This window comes from Vibrio sp. LaRot3, from assembly GCF_027587025.1.
Taxonomy (GTDB): Bacteria; Pseudomonadota; Gammaproteobacteria; order Enterobacterales; family Vibrionaceae; genus Vibrio.
Genome location: NZ_JAPPTI010000006.1, coordinates 1 through 21,512, shown reverse-complemented (window position 1 = coordinate 21,512; position 21,512 = coordinate 1). Strand labels below are relative to the sequence as shown.

17 protein-coding genes and 1 tRNA gene are annotated in these 21,512 nt (G+C 45.8%); 11 read left to right on the top strand and 7 right to left on the bottom strand.

Translation table 11 applies throughout. The annotated features are described in order from the left end of the window. Nucleotides 1-24: 24 nt before the first annotated feature. Nucleotides 25-933: a type II secretion system protein GspC gene (gspC, locus tag OH461_RS13130; RefSeq protein ID WP_270021061.1), complete on the bottom strand. Its 909-nt coding sequence runs from the start codon at nt 931-933 to the stop codon at nt 25-27. Between the two features lie 244 nt (nt 934-1,177). Between gspC and hslR the strand changes: the two genes are divergently transcribed. The 4 genes from hslR (at nt 1,178) to OH461_RS13110 (ending at nt 6,474) form a co-directional block, all read left to right on the top strand. Beyond that, nucleotides 1,178-1,564 (top strand): ribosome-associated heat shock protein Hsp15, encoded by a 387-nt coding sequence (gene hslR / locus OH461_RS13125; RefSeq protein ID WP_260260148.1) that lies wholly within the window; start codon nt 1,178-1,180, stop codon nt 1,562-1,564. A 15-nt stretch (nt 1,565-1,579) separates the two neighbouring features. Next, nucleotides 1,580-2,470, top strand: a complete 891-nt coding sequence (gene hslO, locus OH461_RS13120) for an Hsp33 family molecular chaperone HslO (protein ID WP_270021060.1) — start codon at nt 1,580-1,582, stop codon at nt 2,468-2,470. Between the two features lie 336 nt (nt 2,471-2,806). Next, on the top strand, nt 2,807-4,435 hold the full coding sequence (gene pckA, locus OH461_RS13115; RefSeq protein ID WP_270021059.1) for a phosphoenolpyruvate carboxykinase (ATP): 1,629 nt from the start codon (nt 2,807-2,809) through the stop codon (nt 4,433-4,435). A 113-nt stretch (nt 4,436-4,548) separates the two neighbouring features. After that, nucleotides 4,549-6,474 carry an AsmA family protein gene (locus tag OH461_RS13110; RefSeq protein ID WP_270021058.1) on the top strand — a complete coding sequence of 642 codons (1,926 nt, stop codon included), beginning with the start codon at nt 4,549-4,551 and terminating at the stop codon, nt 6,472-6,474. Here the strand turns inward: OH461_RS13110 and OH461_RS13105 are convergent. The 3 genes from OH461_RS13105 to OH461_RS13095 form a co-directional block, all read right to left on the bottom strand. Then, complete coding sequence (locus OH461_RS13105) at nt 6,438-7,367, bottom strand: bifunctional GNAT family N-acetyltransferase/hotdog fold thioesterase (protein WP_270021057.1); 930 nt, start codon at nt 7,365-7,367, stop codon at nt 6,438-6,440. The genes OH461_RS13110 and OH461_RS13105 overlap by 37 nt on opposite strands. Nucleotides 7,368-7,444: 77 nt before the next feature. Further along, the gene (gene dtd, locus OH461_RS13100) at nt 7,445-7,879 is read right to left on the bottom strand and encodes a D-aminoacyl-tRNA deacylase (protein WP_270021056.1); all 435 of its coding nucleotides are present in this window, start codon (nt 7,877-7,879) and stop codon (nt 7,445-7,447) included. After that, nucleotides 7,851-8,780, bottom strand: coding sequence for a virulence factor BrkB family protein (locus OH461_RS13095; RefSeq protein WP_443088461.1), 930 nt, complete (start codon nt 8,778-8,780; stop codon nt 7,851-7,853). The genes dtd and OH461_RS13095 overlap by 29 nt, the downstream gene beginning before the upstream one ends. A 46-nt stretch (nt 8,781-8,826) precedes the next feature. Between OH461_RS13095 and OH461_RS13090 the strand changes: the two genes are divergently transcribed. Further along, nucleotides 8,827-9,468 carry a DUF2959 domain-containing protein gene (locus tag OH461_RS13090; protein ID WP_270021055.1) on the top strand — a complete coding sequence of 214 codons (642 nt, stop codon included), beginning with the start codon at nt 8,827-8,829 and terminating at the stop codon, nt 9,466-9,468. A gap of 7 nt (nt 9,469-9,475) precedes the next feature. Here the strand turns inward: OH461_RS13090 and OH461_RS13085 are convergent, their stop codons facing one another. After that, nucleotides 9,476-10,003, bottom strand: coding sequence for an AAA family ATPase (locus tag OH461_RS13085; RefSeq protein WP_270021054.1), 528 nt, complete (start codon nt 10,001-10,003; stop codon nt 9,476-9,478). A 116-nt stretch (nt 10,004-10,119) separates the two neighbouring features. Beyond that, on the bottom strand, nt 10,120-11,949 hold the full coding sequence (gene typA, locus OH461_RS13080) for a translational GTPase TypA (protein ID WP_270021053.1): 1,830 nt from the start codon (nt 11,947-11,949) through the stop codon (nt 10,120-10,122). 594 nt (nt 11,950-12,543) lie between these two features. Here typA and glnA point away from each other — a divergent pair. The 6 genes from glnA to add all read left to right on the top strand — a co-directional run bounded on the left by glnA (nt 12,544) and on the right by add (nt 21,102). Further along, nucleotides 12,544-13,953, top strand: coding sequence for a glutamate--ammonia ligase (gene glnA, locus OH461_RS13075; protein ID WP_260260158.1), 1,410 nt, complete (start codon nt 12,544-12,546; stop codon nt 13,951-13,953). Nucleotides 13,954-14,066: 113 nt separating this feature from the next. Next, nucleotides 14,067-14,624, top strand: a complete 558-nt coding sequence (locus OH461_RS13070) for a DUF4124 domain-containing protein (protein ID WP_270021052.1) — start codon at nt 14,067-14,069, stop codon at nt 14,622-14,624. Between the two features lie 125 nt (nt 14,625-14,749). Next, nucleotides 14,750-15,796, top strand: a complete 1,047-nt coding sequence (gene glnL / locus OH461_RS13065; protein ID WP_270021051.1) for a nitrogen regulation protein NR(II) — start codon at nt 14,750-14,752, stop codon at nt 15,794-15,796. Nucleotides 15,797-15,831: 35 nt separating this feature from the next. After that, the gene (gene glnG, locus OH461_RS13060; RefSeq protein ID WP_270021050.1) at nt 15,832-17,235 is read left to right on the top strand and encodes a nitrogen regulation protein NR(I); all 1,404 of its coding nucleotides are present in this window, start codon (nt 15,832-15,834) and stop codon (nt 17,233-17,235) included. 223 nt (nt 17,236-17,458) lie between these two features. Further along, nucleotides 17,459-19,999 carry a bifunctional diguanylate cyclase/phosphodiesterase gene (locus tag OH461_RS13055; protein WP_270021049.1) on the top strand — a complete coding sequence of 847 codons (2,541 nt, stop codon included), beginning with the start codon at nt 17,459-17,461 and terminating at the stop codon, nt 19,997-19,999. 98 nt (nt 20,000-20,097) lie between these two features. Beyond that, nucleotides 20,098-21,102 (top strand): adenosine deaminase, encoded by a 1,005-nt coding sequence (gene add, locus OH461_RS13050; RefSeq protein WP_270021048.1) that lies wholly within the window; start codon nt 20,098-20,100, stop codon nt 21,100-21,102. Nucleotides 21,103-21,337: 235 nt separating this feature from the next. Here the strand turns inward: add and OH461_RS13045 are convergent. Beyond that, nucleotides 21,338-21,428, bottom strand: a tRNA-Ser gene (locus OH461_RS13045). Between the last annotated feature and the right edge of the window lie 84 nt (nt 21,429-21,512).

Below are 21,512 nucleotides of genomic sequence, written 5' to 3'. Positions count from 1 at the left end.
TTCAAGGATAACTGTCTGCGCGAGTTATAATTCGATATAAATATCGTAGGGCTGACCATCGCGCTCTACGGTTAAATTCAATTCAGTTAATTCAGATAAGCGACTAAAAATATCCCCCATCGCTGAGGGTTCACGTAAGTCTTGACCATTTAGGTGCGTCGCAATATCTCCGTCCTGTAAGCCTACAGATTCAAATAGTTCTCGGCTCTTCCCTGCCGATAAGCGGTAACCCATAATGGCGTCACCTTGCTTGAACTGAGACATACGAACGTATTGGAAAATTTGTTTCGGGTCTTTGTTAATTTCAGCTCGCACCTTGGCAAGCTGATTTTTTGTTTGATTAGAGAGTGTAGGGGTCGTTTGATTATGGGGTTTGCTTTTTGCTGAGCTATTCTGCACTGGGCGCGAATAATCAATCCCTTGAAGCATCACAGTTTCATTACGACCTGCGTTATCAACAATAACGCGATCGCCTTGCACTTGAACCAATTTCGCGCGCGTACCTTTAATGGTCTCGTTAATACCATACGTGGCCTGCTGCCCGCCTTGAGCAATCACCGCAAGGCTCTTTTCGGCTTGCGTGCTAGTCACAACGCCCACCAAAGTCACATTCAAACGACTTTTTGGCGCGTCTTCTAATTTTGGCTTGGTGGCCACCACTGGCTGAGTGGTTTTGAACTCACCAAATAGATGGCTATCTTGCAGCTGCGTGATATTAAGTTGCGGTTCAGAGCTTACCGAGCGGTTTACTTTGGTAGGTTGCCATGTCGCAACTTGAGGTGAAACCAAAGGCTTCCACACCAACTGACCTAAAATCCATGCGGTCAAAATCAATAAAACAGTGGTCACCCAAGCGCTAATTCGGCCTTGGTTATGCTTTAACACATTAATAATTTTAAGCCCTTGTGATGAGCCTAAACGAAGTTGATTCACTCGTTTTCCCTGTATCCGTCTTTGCTATTTTTTCTAGCTATCTAACGCCAACTGCCCAATTTAATTACAAAAAAGTAATCAAACTGCCAACACATTATTCTATCAAATTATGAAACCTGTCTGTACCTAAAAATAGACATACAGTATAGCATTCATCCTTAATGTTCACTTGAACCTTGAAAAATGAGCACTCCATCACCATTGTTAATGCCGATGTAGCTCCTATTAGAGGGTAAAAGGCGAAATGGGTTCCCAAACTGAAGCAGTAAGATTAGATAAATGGCTCTGGGCCGCGCGTTTTTACAAAACACGTTCTATTGCGCGAAATATGGTCGATGGTGGCAAAGTCCACTATAATGGCCAACGTAGCAAACCGAGTAAAACCGTCGAGCTGGGTGCGGTGATCACTTTGCGCCAAGGGCACGAAGAGAAGACAGTCACGATCGTGAAAATTTCCGATCAACGCCGTGGCGCACCAGAAGCTCAAACTCTCTACACAGAAACTGCGGAAAGTCTGGCTAAGCGCGAAGATAACGCTCAGCGCCGCAAACTTCATGCTCATAACCCTAGCCCTGATCGCCGCCCTGATAAAAAGCAGCGCCGCGACATCATTAAATTTAAACACCAATAAAGCTGGAATGTTCTAATGACTGACACTGTAAACACGAGCAATGTTTTAAATCGTTACCTATTTGAAGACCTTTCGGTACGTGGCGAACTGGTACAACTGGATGAAGCGTACCAGCAAATTATTTCCAGCAAGGAATATCCAGCACCACTACAAAAGCTGCTGGGTGAGCTGCTTGTATCAACCACTCTTTTAACTGCGACGCTAAAATTTGAAGGTTCTATCACTATGCAATTGCAAGGTGATGGCCCTGTATCTCTAGCGGTTATCAATGGCGACCACGATCAGAAGATCCGTGGTGTTGCACGTTGGGAAGGCGATATCGCAGACGACGCTAGCCTGCACGACATGATGGGTAAAGGTTACCTAGTAATCACCATCCAACCGAAGAAAGGCGAACGCTACCAAGGTGTTGTGGGTTTAGAAGGCGATAACTTAGCGCAAGTGCTTGAAGGTTACTTCGCAAACTCTGAACAGCTAAAAACGCGTCTTTGGATTCGCACTGGTGAATTTGAAGGCAAGCCACACGCTGCCGGTATGCTTATCCAAGTGATGCCTGACGGCACGGGTAGTGCTGATGATTTTGAGCACCTAGAACAGCTGACTGCGACCGTTAAAGATGAAGAACTATTTGGCCTTCCTGCTAACGAACTGCTTTACCGTCTATACAACCAAGATACGGTACGTCTATTCGAACCTCAGCCAGTAGAGTTCTACTGTGGTTGCTCTCGTGAGCGCAGTGGCGCGGCGATCATTACCATCGACCGTACTGAAATTAATGACATTTTGAAGGAAGTTGGTTCAATTTCTTTACATTGTGATTACTGCGGCACGAATTATACGTTCGACGAACCACAAGTCGCTGAACTGTTCAGTGAAGCAGAAAAAGGTAACAAAACAATTCATTAATTTGCATCACATAACAAGCATATTAATCCCTTATAAAGCCAGCGTTACGCTGGCTTTTTTTGTGATCAAAACCCAGCAATAGCCTAGCCTCACCACACAGAATGCCATACTTAATTTCTATGTATTAATAATATTTATGCACTAGCGCAATGGTTTGCGTGCACGATAAAATATCCGAGCCAATATGTGACGAGTCACCTAAATCCATAAGATAATAGTGGGTAATTTTTGAACTATCTCGCTGTTTTATCCCCGGCCCGTTGCTAGCATGGTGAGCAGATAAAAATAAAACATTCTTACAAAATCCCTACAAAAACTTTCCACAAAGGAGCACCTATGACCGTTATGGAACATACAAAGGCTGCAACAATTGATCTAACCAAGCACGGACTTCATAACGTAAAAGAGGTTGTACGCAACCCTAGCTACGAAATGTTGTTTGAAGAAGAAACTCGCGCAGATTTGGAAGGCTATGAGAAAGGCGTAGTCACTGAACTTGGCGCAGTAGCGGTAGACACAGGTATCTTTACTGGTCGCTCACCTAAAGATAAGTTCATCGTCAAAGACGCTACCACAGAAGAACACATGTGGTGGACAACTGACGCAGTTAAAAATGATAACAAGCCTCTTTCCCAAGAAGCATGGAGCGATCTGAAAGAGCTCGTCACTAACCAGCTTTCAGGCAAACGCCTATTTGTTATCGACGGTTACTGTGGTGCAAACCCAGACACTCGCCTAAGCATCCGTATTATTACTGAAGTTGCTTGGCAGGCTCACTTTGTGAAAAACATGTTCATTCGTCCAACAGAAGAAGAGTTGGCAACGTTTGAACCAGATTTCGTCGTAATGAACGGCGCTAAGTGCACGAACCAGAAATGGGAAGAGCACGGCATGAACTCTGAAAACTTCACCGTATTCAACCTAACTGAACGCATGCAATTGATCGGCGGTACTTGGTACGGTGGTGAGATGAAGAAAGGTATGTTCGCGATGATGAACTACTTCCTTCCTCTAAAAGACATTGCATCAATGCACTGTAGTGCCAACATGGGTGAAGAAGGCGATGTTGCCGTATTCTTCGGCCTATCTGGCACAGGTAAAACAACACTATCAACAGACCCTAAACGTGCACTAATCGGCGATGATGAGCACGGCTGGGATGATGATGGCGTCTTCAACTACGAAGGTGGTTGTTACGCGAAGACCATCAAGCTTTCTAAAGAAGCAGAGCCAGATATCTACAATGCAATCCGTCGTGATGCGCTGTTAGAAAACGTAACGGTTCGTAATGATGGCTCTATCGATTTTGATGATGGTTCTAAAACAGAGAACACTCGTGTTTCTTACCCAATCCATCACATTGAAAACATCGTTAAACCGGTATCAAAAGGTGGTCATGCAAACAAAGTGATCTTCCTATCGGCTGACGCGTTTGGTGTATTACCTCCAGTATCGAAACTGACACCGGAGCAAACTAAATACCACTTCCTATCAGGCTTCACTGCGAAATTAGCGGGTACAGAGCGTGGCATTACTGAACCAACACCAACCTTCTCTGCGTGTTTCGGTGCAGCATTCCTAACGCTACATCCAACTAAGTACGCTGAAGTATTAGTGAAACGTATGGAAGCAGCAGGTGCTGAAGCATACCTAGTGAATACGGGTTGGAATGGCAGTGGTAAGCGTATCTCTATTCAAGATACTCGCGGCATCATTGATGCGATCTTAGATGGCTCAATTGAGAAAGCAGAAACTGCGCATATTCCAGTATTCAACTTGGAAGTACCAACGTCGCTACCGGGTGTTGACCCTAGCATCCTAGACCCGCGTGATACTTATGTTGACCCTCTACAATGGGAAAGCAAAGCTCACGACCTAGCTCAGCGCTTCATCAATAACTTTGATAAGTACACTGATAACGCTGAAGGTAAGGCGCTAGTTGCAGCTGGTCCACAACTGGATTAGTGACTTAGTCTCAAATTAGTTGACCAAGCCCCTCTATTGAGGGGCTTTTTTGTTGCACCAAACCCAATTGCTAGGTTTAATCATCAAGATGATCGTTTAAGGATAGCCACGCTGTGAAAAAACCGATTCGCATTACTTTAATTGCTCTAATAGCTCTGGTTGTGATTACCAGTGCTGTGCTGTTTGGCTTATTGCAAAGCCGCTACGCTACGCCAATAGTGAACCAAGTTCTCAGCCAGCTTTCTGAGCAAAAAATCCATGTGGAATCGGCAAATTACACCCCACCACTTCAATTAGCCCTTGAAGGCGTCACGATTGGAGAGCAGCAGCCGCTTTACCTACCCAAAGTAGAACTTTGGCTCACTCAATCACTCCCAAACCAAGATCAATGGCAGTTTGATGCTATCGTCATCGAGCAAGCCAATATCGATCTAAGCCAACATTCGCTCGCTTCATTTAAAGCGTTTGAGGTAAAGCAGCTCGCATTTAAACAAAGTGAATTTTCGGGCCAACATTGGTCAGCACGCGGCGTTGACCTGCAAATTGATGAGCCACAATGGTCGAGCCAACAGCTAATCCCATTTGGCAACATTCAACTTGCCGCGGAACAGTTGTACCTGCATGGTCAGGCACTCGACAACCTACTGGTCGATATCGATTACAAGGCTCAAGACAGCACTGTGTATGGTGCTTCATTTGAATGGAACAAAGCCAAAATATCAGGCCAAGCGGAGCAATATGCTAAGGGTTGGTCTTTAGTCAATGTCACGATTGATCAACTCTCACTCAATAAAGAGCAGCCAATAGAAAACTGGATTAAGCAACTATCACCGCTTTCCAGCCATATCCAAAGCATCAATAGCCTCGATATTCTCAAAAGCAATTTCACTCTTCATGGCGCGAGTTTCACTAATGTCGACGCCTCATTGGAGAACGTCTTAGTCAAACATTCCATTTGGCAGCAAGAGCAAGCCTACCTCTCCTTTAACGCGGATTCGATTCGCTACCACCAGCAACAATGGGTTGAGCCAACCGCCACCCTAACGCTAACACCACAAAAAATAGCCATTGAAGAGCTCGACAGTGATTGGCAGCAGGGGCGCGTGCAACTTAAAGGGGATATTCAACCTAATAGCATTGATCTTGAGTATTTAAACCTCACGAGGATGAAGTGGCTAGAACAAGCCCAAACAGAACTGTTGACAGTGTGGCAACAGGTCAAACAACTACAAGCTCTGCACATCCAAAATTTGGATATCAATAACTTACAAATCATTCAACTCGAGAAAAAACCATTCTGGCAGCTATCAGGACTGAACTTAGATGGCGAGAAGTTAGAGCTGATTCGCGATGGGCAATTTGGTCTATGGCAAGGTAAGGTGACATCCACCGTCAACAGTGCAAGTGTGGATAAATATCTCACTACTCAAGCCGCGATAGATATGAGCGTCAACAATAACCTCTGGACTCTAGATCGTGCGCTATTGCCTTTAGAACAAGGCTACATTAGTGCCAATGGTCAATGGCAACGCAACAGCTTGAGCGCACCATGGCAGATCTCGATTGAACTCGATGGCTTACCATTTAATCAAACACTCAGCACAGAAAAACAACCGCTAAAAGTGAGCGGTATTGTTGATTTTTCAGCTGAGTTGTCTGGTTTGGCGGGAGATTATTCGATGTTGGCGCATTCACTATCCGGTGAAATATCCGCGAATATTCGTCAGGGCTATCTCAGCCTTGGAAAGCATGCTGAACAACAAACATTTGAGCAGAGTTTTGCCTTAGATGACATTACAATTAGTGCCGATAGAGGCCGAATCTCCCTGCATAGCCCATCGAACAGCGATCAGCCAATGCTTGCAGGTAAAGTCGACTTAACCAAGCCAGAGCTGGCAACCTTTATATTGGAATCTCAGCACCTTTGCCAACATCTTCAATTCGAGGCAATTTCAGGTGTGCTCAACTTACGCAACCTTTGCCAAATTCAATCAACGCCGACTCAGCAATCGAGCCTTGAATCGAGCACTGCTTTGTAATTGGGCAATAGCATGTAAGTACCGACAAAATCGACGGCTGCGACATCACCACTGAAAATCGTCACGTGGATAACGATCCTCGCCTTGCGCCCAGAAGCCAACCGATCTAAGTCACCACTGATGCCATCCAGAGAGGTACTAGCAATCGGGTTTTGTTCGACCGGTTTTCGGTAACGAATCTGACTGTCGGCGAGCACAATATCACCATGCAGATTGCGCTCTTTCATTAACAGCCAAGTCATTCCCCAGCCAGTCAACGTCGCTAAGGTAAAAGCTGAGCCAGCAAACATAGTATTGTGGGGGTTCAAGTTAGGGTTTAGCTGAGCACCACATTCAAACTGATAACCGGTGTATTGGTTTATCTTAATGCCCATCTTATCGCTGATCGGAATATGGTGTTCCCAACGCTCTTGCAGCTCACTACACCATTCCGGCTTTCGCAATACGTTAGCCATTGGGTCAAGCGGTTTAACCATCTGTAAGTGGCGTACAGGGCCACGCTCATCGGTCAACTCACCACGGCGCTCAAAATTGTTCTTCTCGTAAAAGGAGATGGCATCTTCACGGGCGTTACACACCAAACGCTTAACGCCTTCTTGCCGTGCTAATGACTCTAGCGCCACCAGCACAAGCGATCCCATGCCTTTAGCTCTACGATTGCCCTTTACCGCCATATAGCGAATTTGGCCTTCGTGATCGGGGGTAATGTACAAGCGACCAATAGCAATAGGCCGACCACGCCCATCAACAATCATGCGATGGTAACTCATCGCATCAAACTCATCTTTTTCCGAACCTTGCGGCATGCGCCATGGTTCGCGCAGCATTTGCCAGCGGAAGTGATAATACTTGTTGAGTTGGTTATCTGTTTTAGGCGTGATTAATTTAAACATAAATTCCCTTTTAAATTAGAACCTTAAATATCCAGTTCTGGCTCGCTAAATCCATTAGCTTGTTGTGTTGAAACCTATTATACCTGCAACCAGAAAGTGACTGGTCCGTCATTCACTAACGAGACTTTCATGTCCGCAGCAAAACGTCCACGTTGTGTCGGTAACACTTGCTCACACAGGTCAGCAAAGTAGTTATACAAGCGCTCTGCATCAACAGGGTGTGCACCACGAGAAAAACCTGCACGAGTGCCCTTTTTTGTGTCCGCAGGTAAAGTAAACTGAGACACAACCAGTACCTTACCATCGACTTGCTTAACGTTGAGGTTCATCTTGTCCTCATCATCACCAAACACGCGGTAAGTCGTGACTTTTTCCATTAAGCGTTTGGCTTTCGCTTCATCATCGTCTTTCTCTACACCAAGCAAGACTAATAACCCTTTATCGATCTCTCCGACCACTTCGCCATCGACTTTTACTGCTGCTTCACTTACTCGTTGGATCAGAGCTATCACTGCGATTTCCTTCTGTTGATTCTTGATTTAGCGCTAATGAGTTTATCACTTCTGGTGGTGTGCTCCAGTGTTCTTTCTCGCCTAACGCAGCTGTTACTTCAGCACCAATCAGAACAATTAGCCAACATAGATAAACCCAAATAAATAGGATAGGAATCGTTGCTAGTGCGCCGTAAATCACCTGATAAGAAGGGAACTGAGTAATGTAGGCAGCAAAGCCTTTCTTACTTAGCTCAAACAAAAACGCAGCGATAATAGCCCCTAACATGGCATGAGAAAGTTGCACTTTTTTGTTTGGCACCAACATATACAAACCAGCAAAGGCCAACAGTGACAAAATAAAAGGTAACCAACGCAACAAAGCTTGGTATGCAGAAGAAAAGACTTGGCTATCTAGCACTTGCAAAGAGGTGACATAAGAGGTCACCGCAATACTCGCTCCAACTAAGATAGGGCCTAGTGTTAACACCATCCAGTACATTGAAAAAGAAAACACCGCGCGGCGTTTACTTTTCACTCGCCAAATGTAATTAAGGTTCTTATCGATGTTAGAGATCAGCATTAATGCGGCGATAAACAAGAAAGCACCACCCACCGCCGTCATCTTACCAGTATTGGAAACAAACTCGAGTAGCGCTTGCTTCACCACATCACCAGCGGTCGGGACAAAATGCGTAATGACAAAATCTTGAATCACTCCGCCTACATCAGCGAAGATCGAAAATGAAGAAAGCACCGACAGCAGTACCGTCAGCATAGGGACAATAGAGAGCAAAGTGATATAAGCCAAATACCCCGCATTGACGTTAATTCGATCATGGGACATTCGATTTAAGAGATAGCGCGCAAACTGCAAGCTACGCTGCACATAGGGTTCTATTTTCAACTTGTATCTACCCATTATCTGATTCATCCTTAACATCTCGATGTTATACAGGGAAGTGACGATGCGTTATCTATTCGCTTTACTCATTGCAGTGACCACTCTAACAGGCTGCCAATCCACTTACTATGCAGCAATGGAGCAGGTCGGCATCCATAAACGCGACATTATGGTCGATCGCGTCGAAGACGCTAAAGAGTCTCAACAAGAAGCTCAGCAAGAGTTTACTAGCGCCTTAGAAGCCTTATCAGCTCTGACCAACTTTGATGGTGGGGAGCTGGAAACCGTCTACAACCAAATCAACGACAAATACCAAGACAGCGAGAAAGCCGCTCAGCGAGTCAGTGACCGCATCGAAGCGATTGAAGACGTATCACAAGCGCTATTTGACGAATGGCAGCAAGAGCTCGACCTCTACACCAGCGAATCTTTGCGCCGCTCTAGTGAACAAAAGCTGCGTGACACTCAAGCGTCGTACTCAACCATGGTCAAGGCAATGAAACGGGCAGAGCAAAAAATGACACCTGTGCTCAATACGTTGCGCGACAATACCTTGTACCTAAAGCATAACCTAAATGCGAGTGCTGTTGGCTCATTACAAGGCGAGTTTATTTCGCTCGAAAGAGACATTGAGTTTGCCATTGAGCAAATGAATGCTGCGATTGCCGAATCGGATAAATTCCTCTCTCAGCTCAACGCGAAATAACCCACCTTTATCGCAGCGCGAGTGACTGCTCGATAAACGCAGCGCGCTGCGCAACACTGCCCCATGGCACTTCTTTTATCTCAAAACCGAGTTGCTGGTAGACAGCCACCAGCGACTCGTGAATATCTAGCGCTCCCTCAAATGGATAAGGCCTTACCTCATCCTGCACATAAATCTCTGAGTTCGGTCGGCACATGAACACCATTGGATGATAGCCCCGACTGCCCTCGATGTATTGCGGTTCAATTGCCAACTCAGCTTGAGCCAAGTAACCGCAGATATCGGGAATAGCGCGATCAACAAACGCCACATCATGCTCACTTGCCTGCTGCTTTTGCTGGCTCATAACATCAAGGCACAGCTGCGCAAACTTAGGCAAATCGACCCAAGGTAAGATGCCATCAGGCAACGCCGCTTGCTGCTCAATCAAGGTGCGTGAGACTTCCGCATAGGTTTGATAACCACACTCAGCAAGCGCATTGATCAAAGTGGTTTTGCCAGCTCCTGGGCCACCAGAGATGATAATTGGCTTCATCCAAATTCTTCCATTTATTTGCAACTGGATGAATTATATCTGATTTGCATTAAACAGATACAAAAAAGCCCTGAGTCAAACTCAGGGCTTTTCATTACTTCAATCTAGCGTGGCAATCATTTTGCTGCGCGTGAAGCACGTTTACGATCGCTTTCCGTTAGGAACTTCTTACGGATACGGATGCTTTCTGGCGTTACTTCTACTAGTTCGTCATCATCGATGAACTCTAGCGCTTGCTCAAGAGTCATCTTGATTGGCGGAGTAAGAACCTGTGCGTCATCTGTACCAGATGCACGAACGTTGGTTAACTGCTTACCTTTCAGTGCGTTCACTGTTAGGTCGTTATCGCGGCTGTGAATACCGATAACCATGCCTTCGTACACTTCAACACCGTGGCCGATGAATAGACGACCGCGTTCTTGTAGGTTGAATAGTGCGTTTGTTAGCGCTTTACCCATCGCGTTTGCGATTAGTACACCGTTTACACGTTGACCAATGTTACCGCCTTTGTGTGGGCCGTAGTGATCAAATGTATGGTATAGAAGACCAGAACCAGACGTTAGCGTCATGAACTCAGTTTGGAAACCGATCAGACCACGAGATGGCATTTCGAAGTCCATACGTACACGACCTTTACCATCTGGAGACATGTCTTTCAGCTCACCTTTACGTAGACCGATGTTCTCCATGATACCGCCTTGGTGCTCTTCCATAACGTCGATAGTTACCGTCTCGAACGGTTCCATTAGCTGACCATCTTCTTCTTTGATGATTACTTCTGGACGAGATACTGCAAGCTCGAAGCCTTCACGACGCATGTTTTCGATCAGGATAGATAGGTGAAGTTCACCACGACCTGATACGCGGAATTTGTCTGGATCGTCTGTTTGCTCTACGCGCAGTGCAACGTTGTGTACCAGTTCTTTCTCTAGACGCTCAAGGATGTTACGTGACGTTACGAACTTACCTTCTTTACCCGCGAACGGAGACGTGTTTACTTGGAACGTCATCGTTACTGTTGGTTCATCAACAGACAGTGCTGGAAGCGCTTCAACTTGAGTTTGAGCACAGATAGTGTCAGAGATTTTTAGCTCGCCAAGACCAGTGATCGCAATGATGTCACCTGCGTTTGCTTGCTCAACTTCGTGACGCTCTAGGCCTAGGTAGCCCATTACTGTGCCCACTTTACCGTTACGCTGCTTACCGTCAGCACCAACGATAGTCACTTGTTGGTTTGGTTTCACGCTACCACGAGTTACACGAGCAACACCGATAACACCCACGTAAGAGCTGTAATCAAGCTGAGAAACTTGCATTTGTAGTGGACCGTCTAGGTCAACTTCTGGTGCCGCTACTTCTTCAACGATAGTTTCGAATAGTGGTTCCATGTTTTCGCCAGTTTCGCCTTCTTCTAGAGAAGCCCAACCGTTCAGTGCTGAAGCGTAAACTACTTTAAAGTCTAGCTGTTCATCAGTTGCACCTAGGTTGTCGAATAGGTCGAATACTTGGTCCATAACCCAGTCAGGACGCGCGCCAGGACGGTCAATCTTGTTGATTACAACGATTGGCTTAAGACCGTGAGCAAATGCTTTTTGCGTTACGAAGCGCGTTTGAGGCATTGGGCCATCTACTGCGTCAACGATAAGTAGTACTGAATCTACCATCGACATGATACGTTCTACTTCACCACCGAAGTCCGCGTGTCCCGGAGTATCTACGATGTTGATGCGGTAATCATTCCAGTTAATTGCTGTGTTTTTAGCAAGAATGGTAATACCACGTTCTTTCTCGATGTCGTTCGAGTCCATGACTCGCTCTTCAGCTTCACCGCGAGACTCAAGCGTGCCTGATTGCTGTAGCAGCTTATCAACCAAGGTAGTTTTACCGTGGTCAACGTGCGCGATAATCGCGATATTTCTTAATTTATCAATCTGTGGAGTAGCCATGGATTATGATTCACTTAATAGATGAAATGCCCCCATGCTGAGAACAGTGGTTCTCTGGCGACATTTACTGATTAAAAAAACGGCCATAATGTACCAGATTTTGGCGAAAAACCTAGAAATATGTGATCCGCACCTGATGTTTTCGCTTCTTTTCCATCAAATTTGCCATGATTTTCTCACCCTCATGACTCACCAACGCTAAGCATAGCTGAGATTGCTCAATACACCCGCTTCGGCCACTGCAATTTCGCGTAAATTTCACTCGAAATTCATGGCTTAAACATTGACAACTTCATCAAACATCGGCTGAATGAGAAAGCTGTGTTGCATCACACTTGTGCAAGACGAACCTAGCGCACCAAAATGGTGCAATAACGTTCCAAGTTAGTGCAAAAATAGTGACGCAAACATAGCAATCAAGCCTAATGCATTGAAATTAATGGATTAATTTATTTGGCACGAAATTGGCTTTATAGAAATCAGCATCGATTAAACAAACTCAAGATTTAATCAATGCTGGATTTTAGAAGCATTACTTCATCAAGTAATAAAATCGAGCCATTACCGCTTTAATAACACTGGAGGTTATCCAAGATGTCAGTAGAAAACGTTTTATCTCTTATCCAAGAAAACGAAGTTAAGTTTGTTGATTTGCGCTTTACCGATACTAAAGGTAAAGAACAACATATCTCTATCCCTTCACACCAAATCGACGCTGATTTCTTCGAAGAAGGTAAGATGTTCGATGGTTCTTCAGTTGCTGGCTGGAAAGGCATCAACGAATCTGACATGGTAATGATGCCTGACGCATCATCTGCTGTTCTTGACCCATTCACAGAAGACGCAACACTAAACATCCGTTGTGACATTCTTGAGCCTGCAACAATGCAAGGCTACGACCGCGACCCACGTTCTATCGCTAAACGTGCTGAAGACTACATGCGCGCTACAGGCCTAGCTGACACTGTTCTTGTTGGTCCTGAGCCAGAGTTCTTCCTATTTGACGACGTTAAGTTCGCGACTGACATGTCTGGTTCTTTCTTCAAGATTGATGACGTAGAAGCTGCATGGAACACAGGCTCTGATTACGAAGAAGGTAACAAAGGTCACCGTCCTGGTGTTAAAGGTGGTTACTTCCCAGTAGCTCCAGTTGATTCATCACAAGATATCCGTTCTGCTATGTGTCTAATCATGGAAGAAATGGGCCTTGTAGTAGAAGCGCACCACCACGAAGTAGCAACTGCGGGTCAAAACGAAATCGCAACTCGCTTCAACACGCTAACTGAGAAAGCGGATGAAATCCAAGTTTACAAATACGTAGTACACAACGTTGCACACGCATTTGGTAAAACAGCGACCTTCATGCCTAAGCCACTTGTAGGCGATAACGGCAGCGGTATGCACGTTCACCAATCTCTTGCTAAAGACGGTGTTAACCTATTTGCGGGTGACAAGTACGGCGGTCTATCTGAAATGGCGCTTTACTACATCGGCGGTATCATCAAGCACGCTCGCGCAATCAACGCATTTGCTAACGCTTCAACTAACTCGTACAAGCGTCTAGTACCAGGCTTCGAAGCGCCAGTAATGCTAGCTTACTCTGCACGTAACCGTTCGGCTTCTATCCGTATCCCAGTAGTACCAAGCCCGAAAGCACGTCGTATCGAAGTACGTTTCCCAGATCCAACAGCAAACCCATACCTAGCATTCGCATGTATGCTAATGGCTGGTCTTGACGGTATTAAGAACAAGATCCACCCAGGTGAAGCAATGGATAAAGACTTGTACGATCTACCAGCAGAAGAAGCAGCAGAAATCCCAACAGTTGCTGAATCTCTACAACAAGCGCTTGATGCACTAGATCAAGATCGTGAGTTCCTAACGGCTGGCGGCGTATTCTCTGATGATTTCATCGACTCTTACATCGCTCTAAAAGCGCAAGAAGTTGAGAAAATCAACATGACAACTCACCCACTTGAGTTCGAACTGTACTACTCAGTTTAATCAGAATTACATGTTAATTCGGCTCGCCTCGCAGGCGAGCCTTTTTTTTGTGCGGTGTCAGATAGGATTCTCTAATATAGACATATCAATGATCGGGTAAGAAGAGATGAACAATGACGATTTTCCTTCGCAGCGTGTTACTTGGTTTATTATTAACGAGCTACTGCCATGCTCAAACCGCCTACACTTGGGTGGACGACAAAGGCGTATTGCACTTTAGTGATAGCCCCGACAACCCTAACGCGACTTCTCTCGATCTACCCAAGCATCAACAAGCAGCGCCAGCCCCTGAACTGTTACCGGAAACTCCGCCACCCAACGCTGACACTCCTGAACAACAAGCTCAAACAGACCAACCGCTAGAGCTTACCCCAAAACCTCTCACTATCTCTTTTCTACAACCAGCGCATGATCAAGCCATTCGCAGCAATAGCGGAAAGCTCACTATTCAAGCCCAAATTAACCGTGACCTTGCGGTGACTGAACACCTGCAACTGATGTTTGATGGCAAACCTTATGGCGCGCCACAAATCGAACCATTATGGCAATTAAAAAACGTTGATCGCGGTAGCCATGTCATTGCCATTCAAGCCATAAGAGACGGCAAGCAAATTGCATTATCTCCTACCATTACCGTGCATGTGCAAAGAGCGAAGGTAAAACCGGCCTAACCCTCTCTCTTTGCGGCTTTTTAAGCTCTATTTTTCTTTCTCTTATAAGAAGAATGAGCCATACTTAAGCCTTATGCACCAGATTGGTGCAAAGCAAGGATGCACGCAGCCGCAGGAGACAACGGGTGAGCCAAGAGCTAGACAAGATCATTCTTAACCACCAAGTCACAGCGATTCTGATCATGAATGAATCGCTACAAGTCCGTTACGCGAACCCAGCCGCAGAGCAACTGTTCTCGCAAAGCGCTAAACGGTTGGTCGCTCAACCGCTTGGTAACTTAATTCAGCACGCTTCGCTCGACCTTGCGCTACTCTCGCAACCTTTACAAAGTGGTCAAAGCATTACCGATAGTGACGTCACTTTTATTGTGGATGGCAAACCATTAATGCTCGAGGTCACCGTCAGCCCTATCTCTTGGCAAAAAGAACTGCTGTTGTTAGTCGAAATGCGCAAAATTGACCAACAACGTCGCTTGTCACAAGAGCTCAATCAACACGCTCAGCAACAAGCAGCAAAACTATTGGTTCGTGGCCTCGCCCACGAAATCAAAAATCCGCTGGGCGGCCTTCGCGGCGCGGCGCAGCTATTAGAACGAATGCTGCCAGAACGCGACTTAAAGGAATACACGCAGATCATCATTGAGCAAGCCGATCGACTGCGTTCATTGGTAGACCGGCTACTTGGACCACAAAAGCCCGGGGTAAAGAAATCAGAAAATTTACATCTGATTTTGGAAAAAGTTCGCCAACTGGTGGAGTTAGATATTGGCCAACAAGTCATCATAGAACGAGATTATGACCCTAGCTTGCCCGACATTGAGATGGATGTAGACCAGATTGAACAGGCACTGCTGAATATTGTCAGCAACGCCGGTCAGATTCTAGCCCCACAACCCGATGGAAAAATAACAATACGCACCAGAACGGTGCACCAAGCCAACATCCATGGCCAACGCTATAAGCTTGCAGCTCGCATCGAGGTCATCGACAACGGACCGGGCATTCCTGCGGATTTACAAGACACCTTGTTCTATCCGATGGTGAGCGGGCGACAAGGCGGCACTGGGCTTGGCTTATCTATTTCGCAAAATCTAATTGATCAACATAAAGGCAAAATTGATGTCGAAAGCTGGCCGGGGCACACCTGCTTTACCATCTACTTGCCAATTTAATAACGATAACAACGCATTGCTGTGAGGAAGAGAGTATGAGTAAAGGATACGTTTGGGTCGTCGATGATGACAGTTCAATTCGCTGGGTAATCGAAAAGACCTTATCCTCAGCCAACATCAAATGCGAGACCTTTGCCGATGCTGAAAGTGTGCTTCTGGCTTTAGAACGCGAAACACCAGACGTACTCGTTTCGGATATTCGTATGCCGGGCATCAGCGGGATGGAACTGCTCAATCAAGTACATGAGCGCTCCCCGGACTTGCCCGTCATCATCATGACCGCTCACTCCGACCTTGATGCCGCCGTTAACGCTTATCAACAAGGGGCATTTGAATATCTTCCAAAGCCTTTTGATGTCGACGAGACGCTGACTTTAGTCGAAAGAGCACTGGCTCACAGCCAAGAACAGAAGCAACATCAAAGCAAAGTCGATCCGGAGGTCAATCCTACCCCAGAGATCATTGGCGAAGCGCCTGCGATGCAAGAAGTGTTTCGAGCGATCGGCCGATTATCGCGCTCTTCAATTTCTGTACTGATTAATGGCGAATCTGGCACAGGTAAAGAATTAGTCGCCCACGCCCTACACCGCCACAGCCCAAGAGCGAAAAACCCATTTATTGCACTGAACATGGCTGCGATTCCAAAAGACTTAATTGAGTCGGAACTGTTTGGCCATGAGAAAGGGGCATTTACTGGCGCTAACAGTGTGCGCCAAGGCCGATTTGAACAAGCGAATGGCGGTACGCTCTTCCTCGACGAAATTGGCGATATGCCGCTGGATATTCAAACTCGATTGCTACGCGTACTGGCTGATGGCCAGTTTTATCGCGTCGGTGGGCACTCACCCATCAAGGTGGATGTCCGCATTGTCGCGGCGACACACCAAAATTTAGAGAGCCTCGTTCAGCAAGGTGATTTCCGCGAAGATTTATTCCACCGCCTCAACGTGATTCGTATTCAAATTCCTGCGCTCAGAGAGCGTCGCCAAGATATTGAGAAATTAGCGGTTCACTTCCTACAATTAGCTGCCGAAGAACTAGGTGTTGATGTTAAAACCTTGCACCCAACCACCAGTGAAACTCTCACAAAACTAGCGTGGCCAGGAAACGTTCGTCAGTTAGAAAACATCTGTCGCTGGCTTACTGTTATGGCCAGTGGTAGTGAAGTTCTCCCTAACGACCTTCCGGATGAGTTACTTGAAGCTAAAGTGGTGCAAGCTCAATCAGGACAAGGAAGTTGGCAGGTGCAGCTAGCAAGCTGGGCAAAAGAATCGCTCGATAACGGTGATTCAGAACTGCTCAATTACGCACTTCCCGAGTTTGAACGTATACTACTAGAAGCAGCCCTTGAGCACACAAATGGTCACAAGCAAGATGCGGCGAAGGTGCTCGGCTGGGGTAGAAACACACTGACAAGAAAGCTAAAAGAGTTGTATTAGTTCCATTTTGAACAGTGAGATAGTGCTTTTGATAGTATTAATGACCTAGCGCAAAGCTATAATTGTGTTGAATAATGATATTTAACTAACTTTACTACTTTGATAGTTAGATATTTTTGACTATTTACCAAGCTACTAGCTGCTACTTTTTGACCAAAAAGTACTCGCCCGTAACTATAAAAAAATATAATATTACAGTACATCATTTCTCAAGACGCTTAACATGCCTGCAACTAAGTACATAACATTGAGAACCGCAGTCGTTTTACCCTTTGTAATCGTCTTTTTGTTTACGATTGGGGTTATTGTCGCTGTTCAAAAAACCAGTTATGAAGAAATGGTGCATGACATCAGTGGTAAGCAGCTTTCATCACTTACCGACAATGTGACTCTCGAGCTAGATCGTTTTCTCAATACCCCTTTTCAAGCTAGCTTGGTTCTCCGCCATAACATTGAATTTAACCGCCTATATCGGACAAACGACCTCTCTTCCATTCAAACTTTATTATTGAAGAGCTTTCAAGATCTCTACTCTAATGTCAGTCAACTCGATAACATAGGCTTCGGCGGTGAAGGTGGTGAATACGTAGGAATGCGTAAAGAAGACACCAATGACTTCACGTTAATGCTGCAAGACCAGCGTACTTATAACAACCTTGTGATCTATCAAGGTCATGAAGTCAGCGATAGCATTCGCTCTGTTATTGAGGGGTATGACCCTCGCGTGCGTCCATGGTATCAACCTGTAGTGGGCAGCTACCAATCTCATTGGTCATCTATCTATGCGAATGCGGATGAACGACAAGAAGTTACGCTATCGGCCATCACTCCGGTTTTTTATGACCAAGATTTTCAAGGCGTCGTTGTCAGCGATGTAAAAATCGACACCTTTAATGACTTCCTAAGTAAACAACAAGAAAAAACCAGTGCTGCCATTTTCATTTTTGATGGCGAGCAACGTCTGATCGCTCACTCCGTCGGTGGCAGCGTAATCTCTTGGGGAACAGAATTAAGTGAGAAAGGGCAACGACTGCTGACGGTAGAAAGCGCTAACCCTGTGATTAAGGCGAGTGCTGAATACGTCGCGCAACGTGAATTACCCGCCGACAATGAAATCAACCGCTTCAGTAACGCCCTTTCAGGCGAACGCTATTTCAACCACATCACGCCTTATACCGATCAATATGGCCTTAAGTGGTACATCGGCGTGTCCATTTCAGAAAGCGACTTACTGGGTAAACTACCAGAAAGCCAACGTGATAGCTGGATTCTTGGTCTGATAGCCAGCTGTATCGGCATCATCATCGGCTTATTTGCCTTCAATCGTATCGTTGCCCCCATCACTTCAACCGCAACAGCTGCCAAGCAGCTCGCCAAAGGTGACTGGGATAGTGCGCTACCAAAACCGGGTAGCATCTATGAAACCTCAATGTTGGTGCACGCGTTTAATGAGATGACCGACAACTTAAAGGCATCATTCAGAGCGATTCGAACTCAGCTTCTGTATGACTCGCTGACTAAGCTGTATAGCCGACAAGGCTTGATTGATACATGCGATAAGCTAGACGCATTAGATGGTTGCTTGATCCTAGTTGGCATCAACAAATTCCGTGATATCAATGACAGTATGGGGCATCACAGAGGCGACCAACTCCTTGTCATCATCGCTGAGCGTTTACGTGCCCTATTCGATGAAGAGAATATGATCGCACGTATTGGTGGCGATGAATTTGCAATCTACCTGCCTCGCCAACTCTCTGATGAAGAGATCTCATTAACCGAGAATCGCATTCGTCAAATGTTTGCCTCTCCATTTGTCATGGGACAAGACAGCATTGTGGTTCAAGTCTCTCTTGGGGTGGTAAAAGAGAACAAACACAACAGCATGACGTTATGGCTACGCAATGGCAGTATCGCCCTAAGCAATGCGAAGCTAGAGCCAACGTTCACTAGCCATTATCGTCCAGAGATGGCAGACATCTCTCGCAAGCGCACGTTAATGCAATCCAAAATTAAGACTGCATTAGAACAAGGTGAATTTGTCCCTTTCTATCAGCCACTGATTGACCTAAACACCGGAAAAGTCGTGGGCGCAGAAGCACTGGCTCGTTGGTTGTCACCAACATCAGGCTTAGTTTCTCCCCTTGATTTTATTCCGATTGCCGAAGAGAGCGGTTTTATCGGCGCGATAGGCGAACAGATCCTAATCCAAGCGTGTAACGATACTGTACGTGGCATCCAGCAAGGGAAATGGGGTAAAGACTTCCATCTTCACGTCAACCTATCGGTACACCAGTTATCCCAACCAGATTTGATTGAGGTAATTAAGCGAACCTTAGCTGAATCAGGGCTTGCAGCAGAAAACCTGACCTTAGAGATCACTGAATCCCGCATCGTCGACAACGATCCAGTGACCATCCAAAACATGCAAAGCATTCGTGACTTGGGTGTACATATCGCCATTGACGACTTTGGTACCGGCTACAGCTCGTTAGCCTATCTACACAAACTTCCGTTCGATTGCCTTAAGATCGATCGTACCTTCGTTAACAAGCTCGACAGAGAACAGCTCGATACCTCTATTGTTGCAGCTATCATCAACATGACGAAAAGTATGAAGGTTGAGATCGTCGCTGAAGGCATAGAAACCCCAGAGCAAGCTGAAATGCTCGCTCAATTGAACTGCCCACAAGGACAAGGTTTCTTATACAGCCGCCCAGTACCATTTGAAGAATGGCCAACAGATTTGGTTAACATGAAGTAGAAGTCATCAATTAGTGGCGATTTTGCACCCTTAGTGTACTGACACTCAGTACTTTGATTCTTATACTAAGTGCAACTCACACTATTGGGATTACTATAATGATAACCAAGAACTTACCACTGACTGATTTGCACCGTCACCTTGACGGCAACATTCGCACGCAAACCATCTTAGAACTAGGCCAAAAATTTGGTGTAGCGCTGCCAGCGAATGATATTGAATCGCTTACTCCCCACGTACAAATTGTTGAAGCTGAGCCTTCACTTGTTGCTTTCCTTTCTAAATTGGATTGGGGCGTTGCTGTATTAGGCGACTTAGACGCATGTCGCCGCGTAGCATACGAAAACGTAGAAGATGCCCTAAACGCGCAAATCGACTATGCAGAGCTGCGCTTCTCTCCTTACTACATGGCAATGAAACACAATTTACCGGTTGCGGGTGTTGTTGAAGCCGTTGTAGACGGCGTACAGGCAGGTGTACGTGACTTTGGTATCAAAGCTAACCTAATCGGTATTATGAGCCGTACATTCGGCACAGAAGCTTGTCAGACTGAACTTGATGGCATCCTGACTCAAAAAGATCACATCGTTGCAGTAGATTTAGCAGGTGATGAACTTGGCCAACCCGGTGAGCAATTCGTAAAACACTTTGCTCAAGTAAAAGATGCTGGTCTCGCAGTCACCGTTCACGCTGGCGAAGCAGCCGGTGCAGAGAGCATGTGGCAAGCTATACGTGATCTTGGCGCAACTCGTATTGGTCACGGTGTGAAAGCTATCCACGATCCTAAGTTAATGGACTACCTTGCTGAAAACCGCATTGGTATCGAATCTTGTCTAACATCTAACTTCCAGACAAGTACAGTGGACTCTCTAGCAAACCACCCTATCAAACAATTCCTTGAGCATGGCGTTCTTGCATGTCTAAACACAGATGACCCAGCAGTAGAAGGTATTGAATTACCATACGAATACGAGGTAGCAGCACCGCAAGCAGGCCTCTCTCAAGAACAGATTCGCCAAGCACAGAACAATGGTCTTGAGCTTGCGTTTCTTTCTGATGCAGAGAAGCAAGCACTACGTGATATTGCCGCTAAACGTGCTTAATTAGCCGTTATGACTTTGGCCGACGCACTCGCGTCGGCTTTTTTGTACCTGTTGTTCACGCAGCATAGGCAAAGAATAGAGATCATCGATAACACCGTTCTGGACGAAAGATTAAACCCATTTCAGGACGGGACAGTAGAAATGAAAAAGCCTCGCTATTTCTAGCGAGGCTTTTTCATTTTTCGCGTGGAGCAAAAGTAAAAAACCCGCTAATTGCTTAGCGGGTTTTTTAATGTGGCGGAGAGATAGGGATTTGAACCCTAGATACGCTATTAACGTATGCCGGTTTTCAAGACCGGTGCTTTCAACCACTCAGCCATCTCTCCACAAATTGTTACTAAAATATAGTCTTACACTAATGATGCTAAATTCTAGTTTTACTTTCAGATTAAATCTGAAAGTTTTATTTA

Bases quoted from the DNA above. Each gene is read 5' to 3' on its own strand.
- pckA (WP_270021059.1), top strand. From the start codon at position 2,807: ATGACCGTTATGGAACATACAAAGGCTGCAACAATTGATCTAACCAAG.
- OH461_RS13095 (WP_443088461.1), bottom strand. From the start codon at position 8,780: ATGGGTAGATACAAGTTGAAAATAGAACCCTATGTGCAGCGTAGCTTG.
- hslR (WP_260260148.1), top strand. From the start codon at position 1,178: ATGGGTTCCCAAACTGAAGCAGTAAGATTAGATAAATGGCTCTGGGCC.
- OH461_RS13105 (WP_270021057.1), bottom strand. From the start codon at position 7,367: ATGTTTAAATTAATCACGCCTAAAACAGATAACCAACTCAACAAGTAT.
- add (WP_270021048.1), top strand. From the start codon at position 20,098: ATGATAACCAAGAACTTACCACTGACTGATTTGCACCGTCACCTTGAC.
- OH461_RS13085 (WP_270021054.1), bottom strand. From the start codon at position 10,003: ATGAAGCCAATTATCATCTCTGGTGGCCCAGGAGCTGGCAAAACCACT.
- OH461_RS13070 (WP_270021052.1), top strand. From the start codon at position 14,067: ATGACGATTTTCCTTCGCAGCGTGTTACTTGGTTTATTATTAACGAGC.
- glnG (WP_270021050.1), top strand. From the start codon at position 15,832: ATGAGTAAAGGATACGTTTGGGTCGTCGATGATGACAGTTCAATTCGC.
- typA (WP_270021053.1), bottom strand. From the start codon at position 11,949: ATGGCTACTCCACAGATTGATAAATTAAGAAATATCGCGATTATCGCG.
- OH461_RS13055 (WP_270021049.1), top strand. From the start codon at position 17,459: ATGCCTGCAACTAAGTACATAACATTGAGAACCGCAGTCGTTTTACCC.
- glnA (WP_260260158.1), top strand. From the start codon at position 12,544: ATGTCAGTAGAAAACGTTTTATCTCTTATCCAAGAAAACGAAGTTAAG.
- hslO (WP_270021060.1), top strand. From the start codon at position 1,580: ATGACTGACACTGTAAACACGAGCAATGTTTTAAATCGTTACCTATTT.
- OH461_RS13090 (WP_270021055.1), top strand. From the start codon at position 8,827: ATGCGTTATCTATTCGCTTTACTCATTGCAGTGACCACTCTAACAGGC.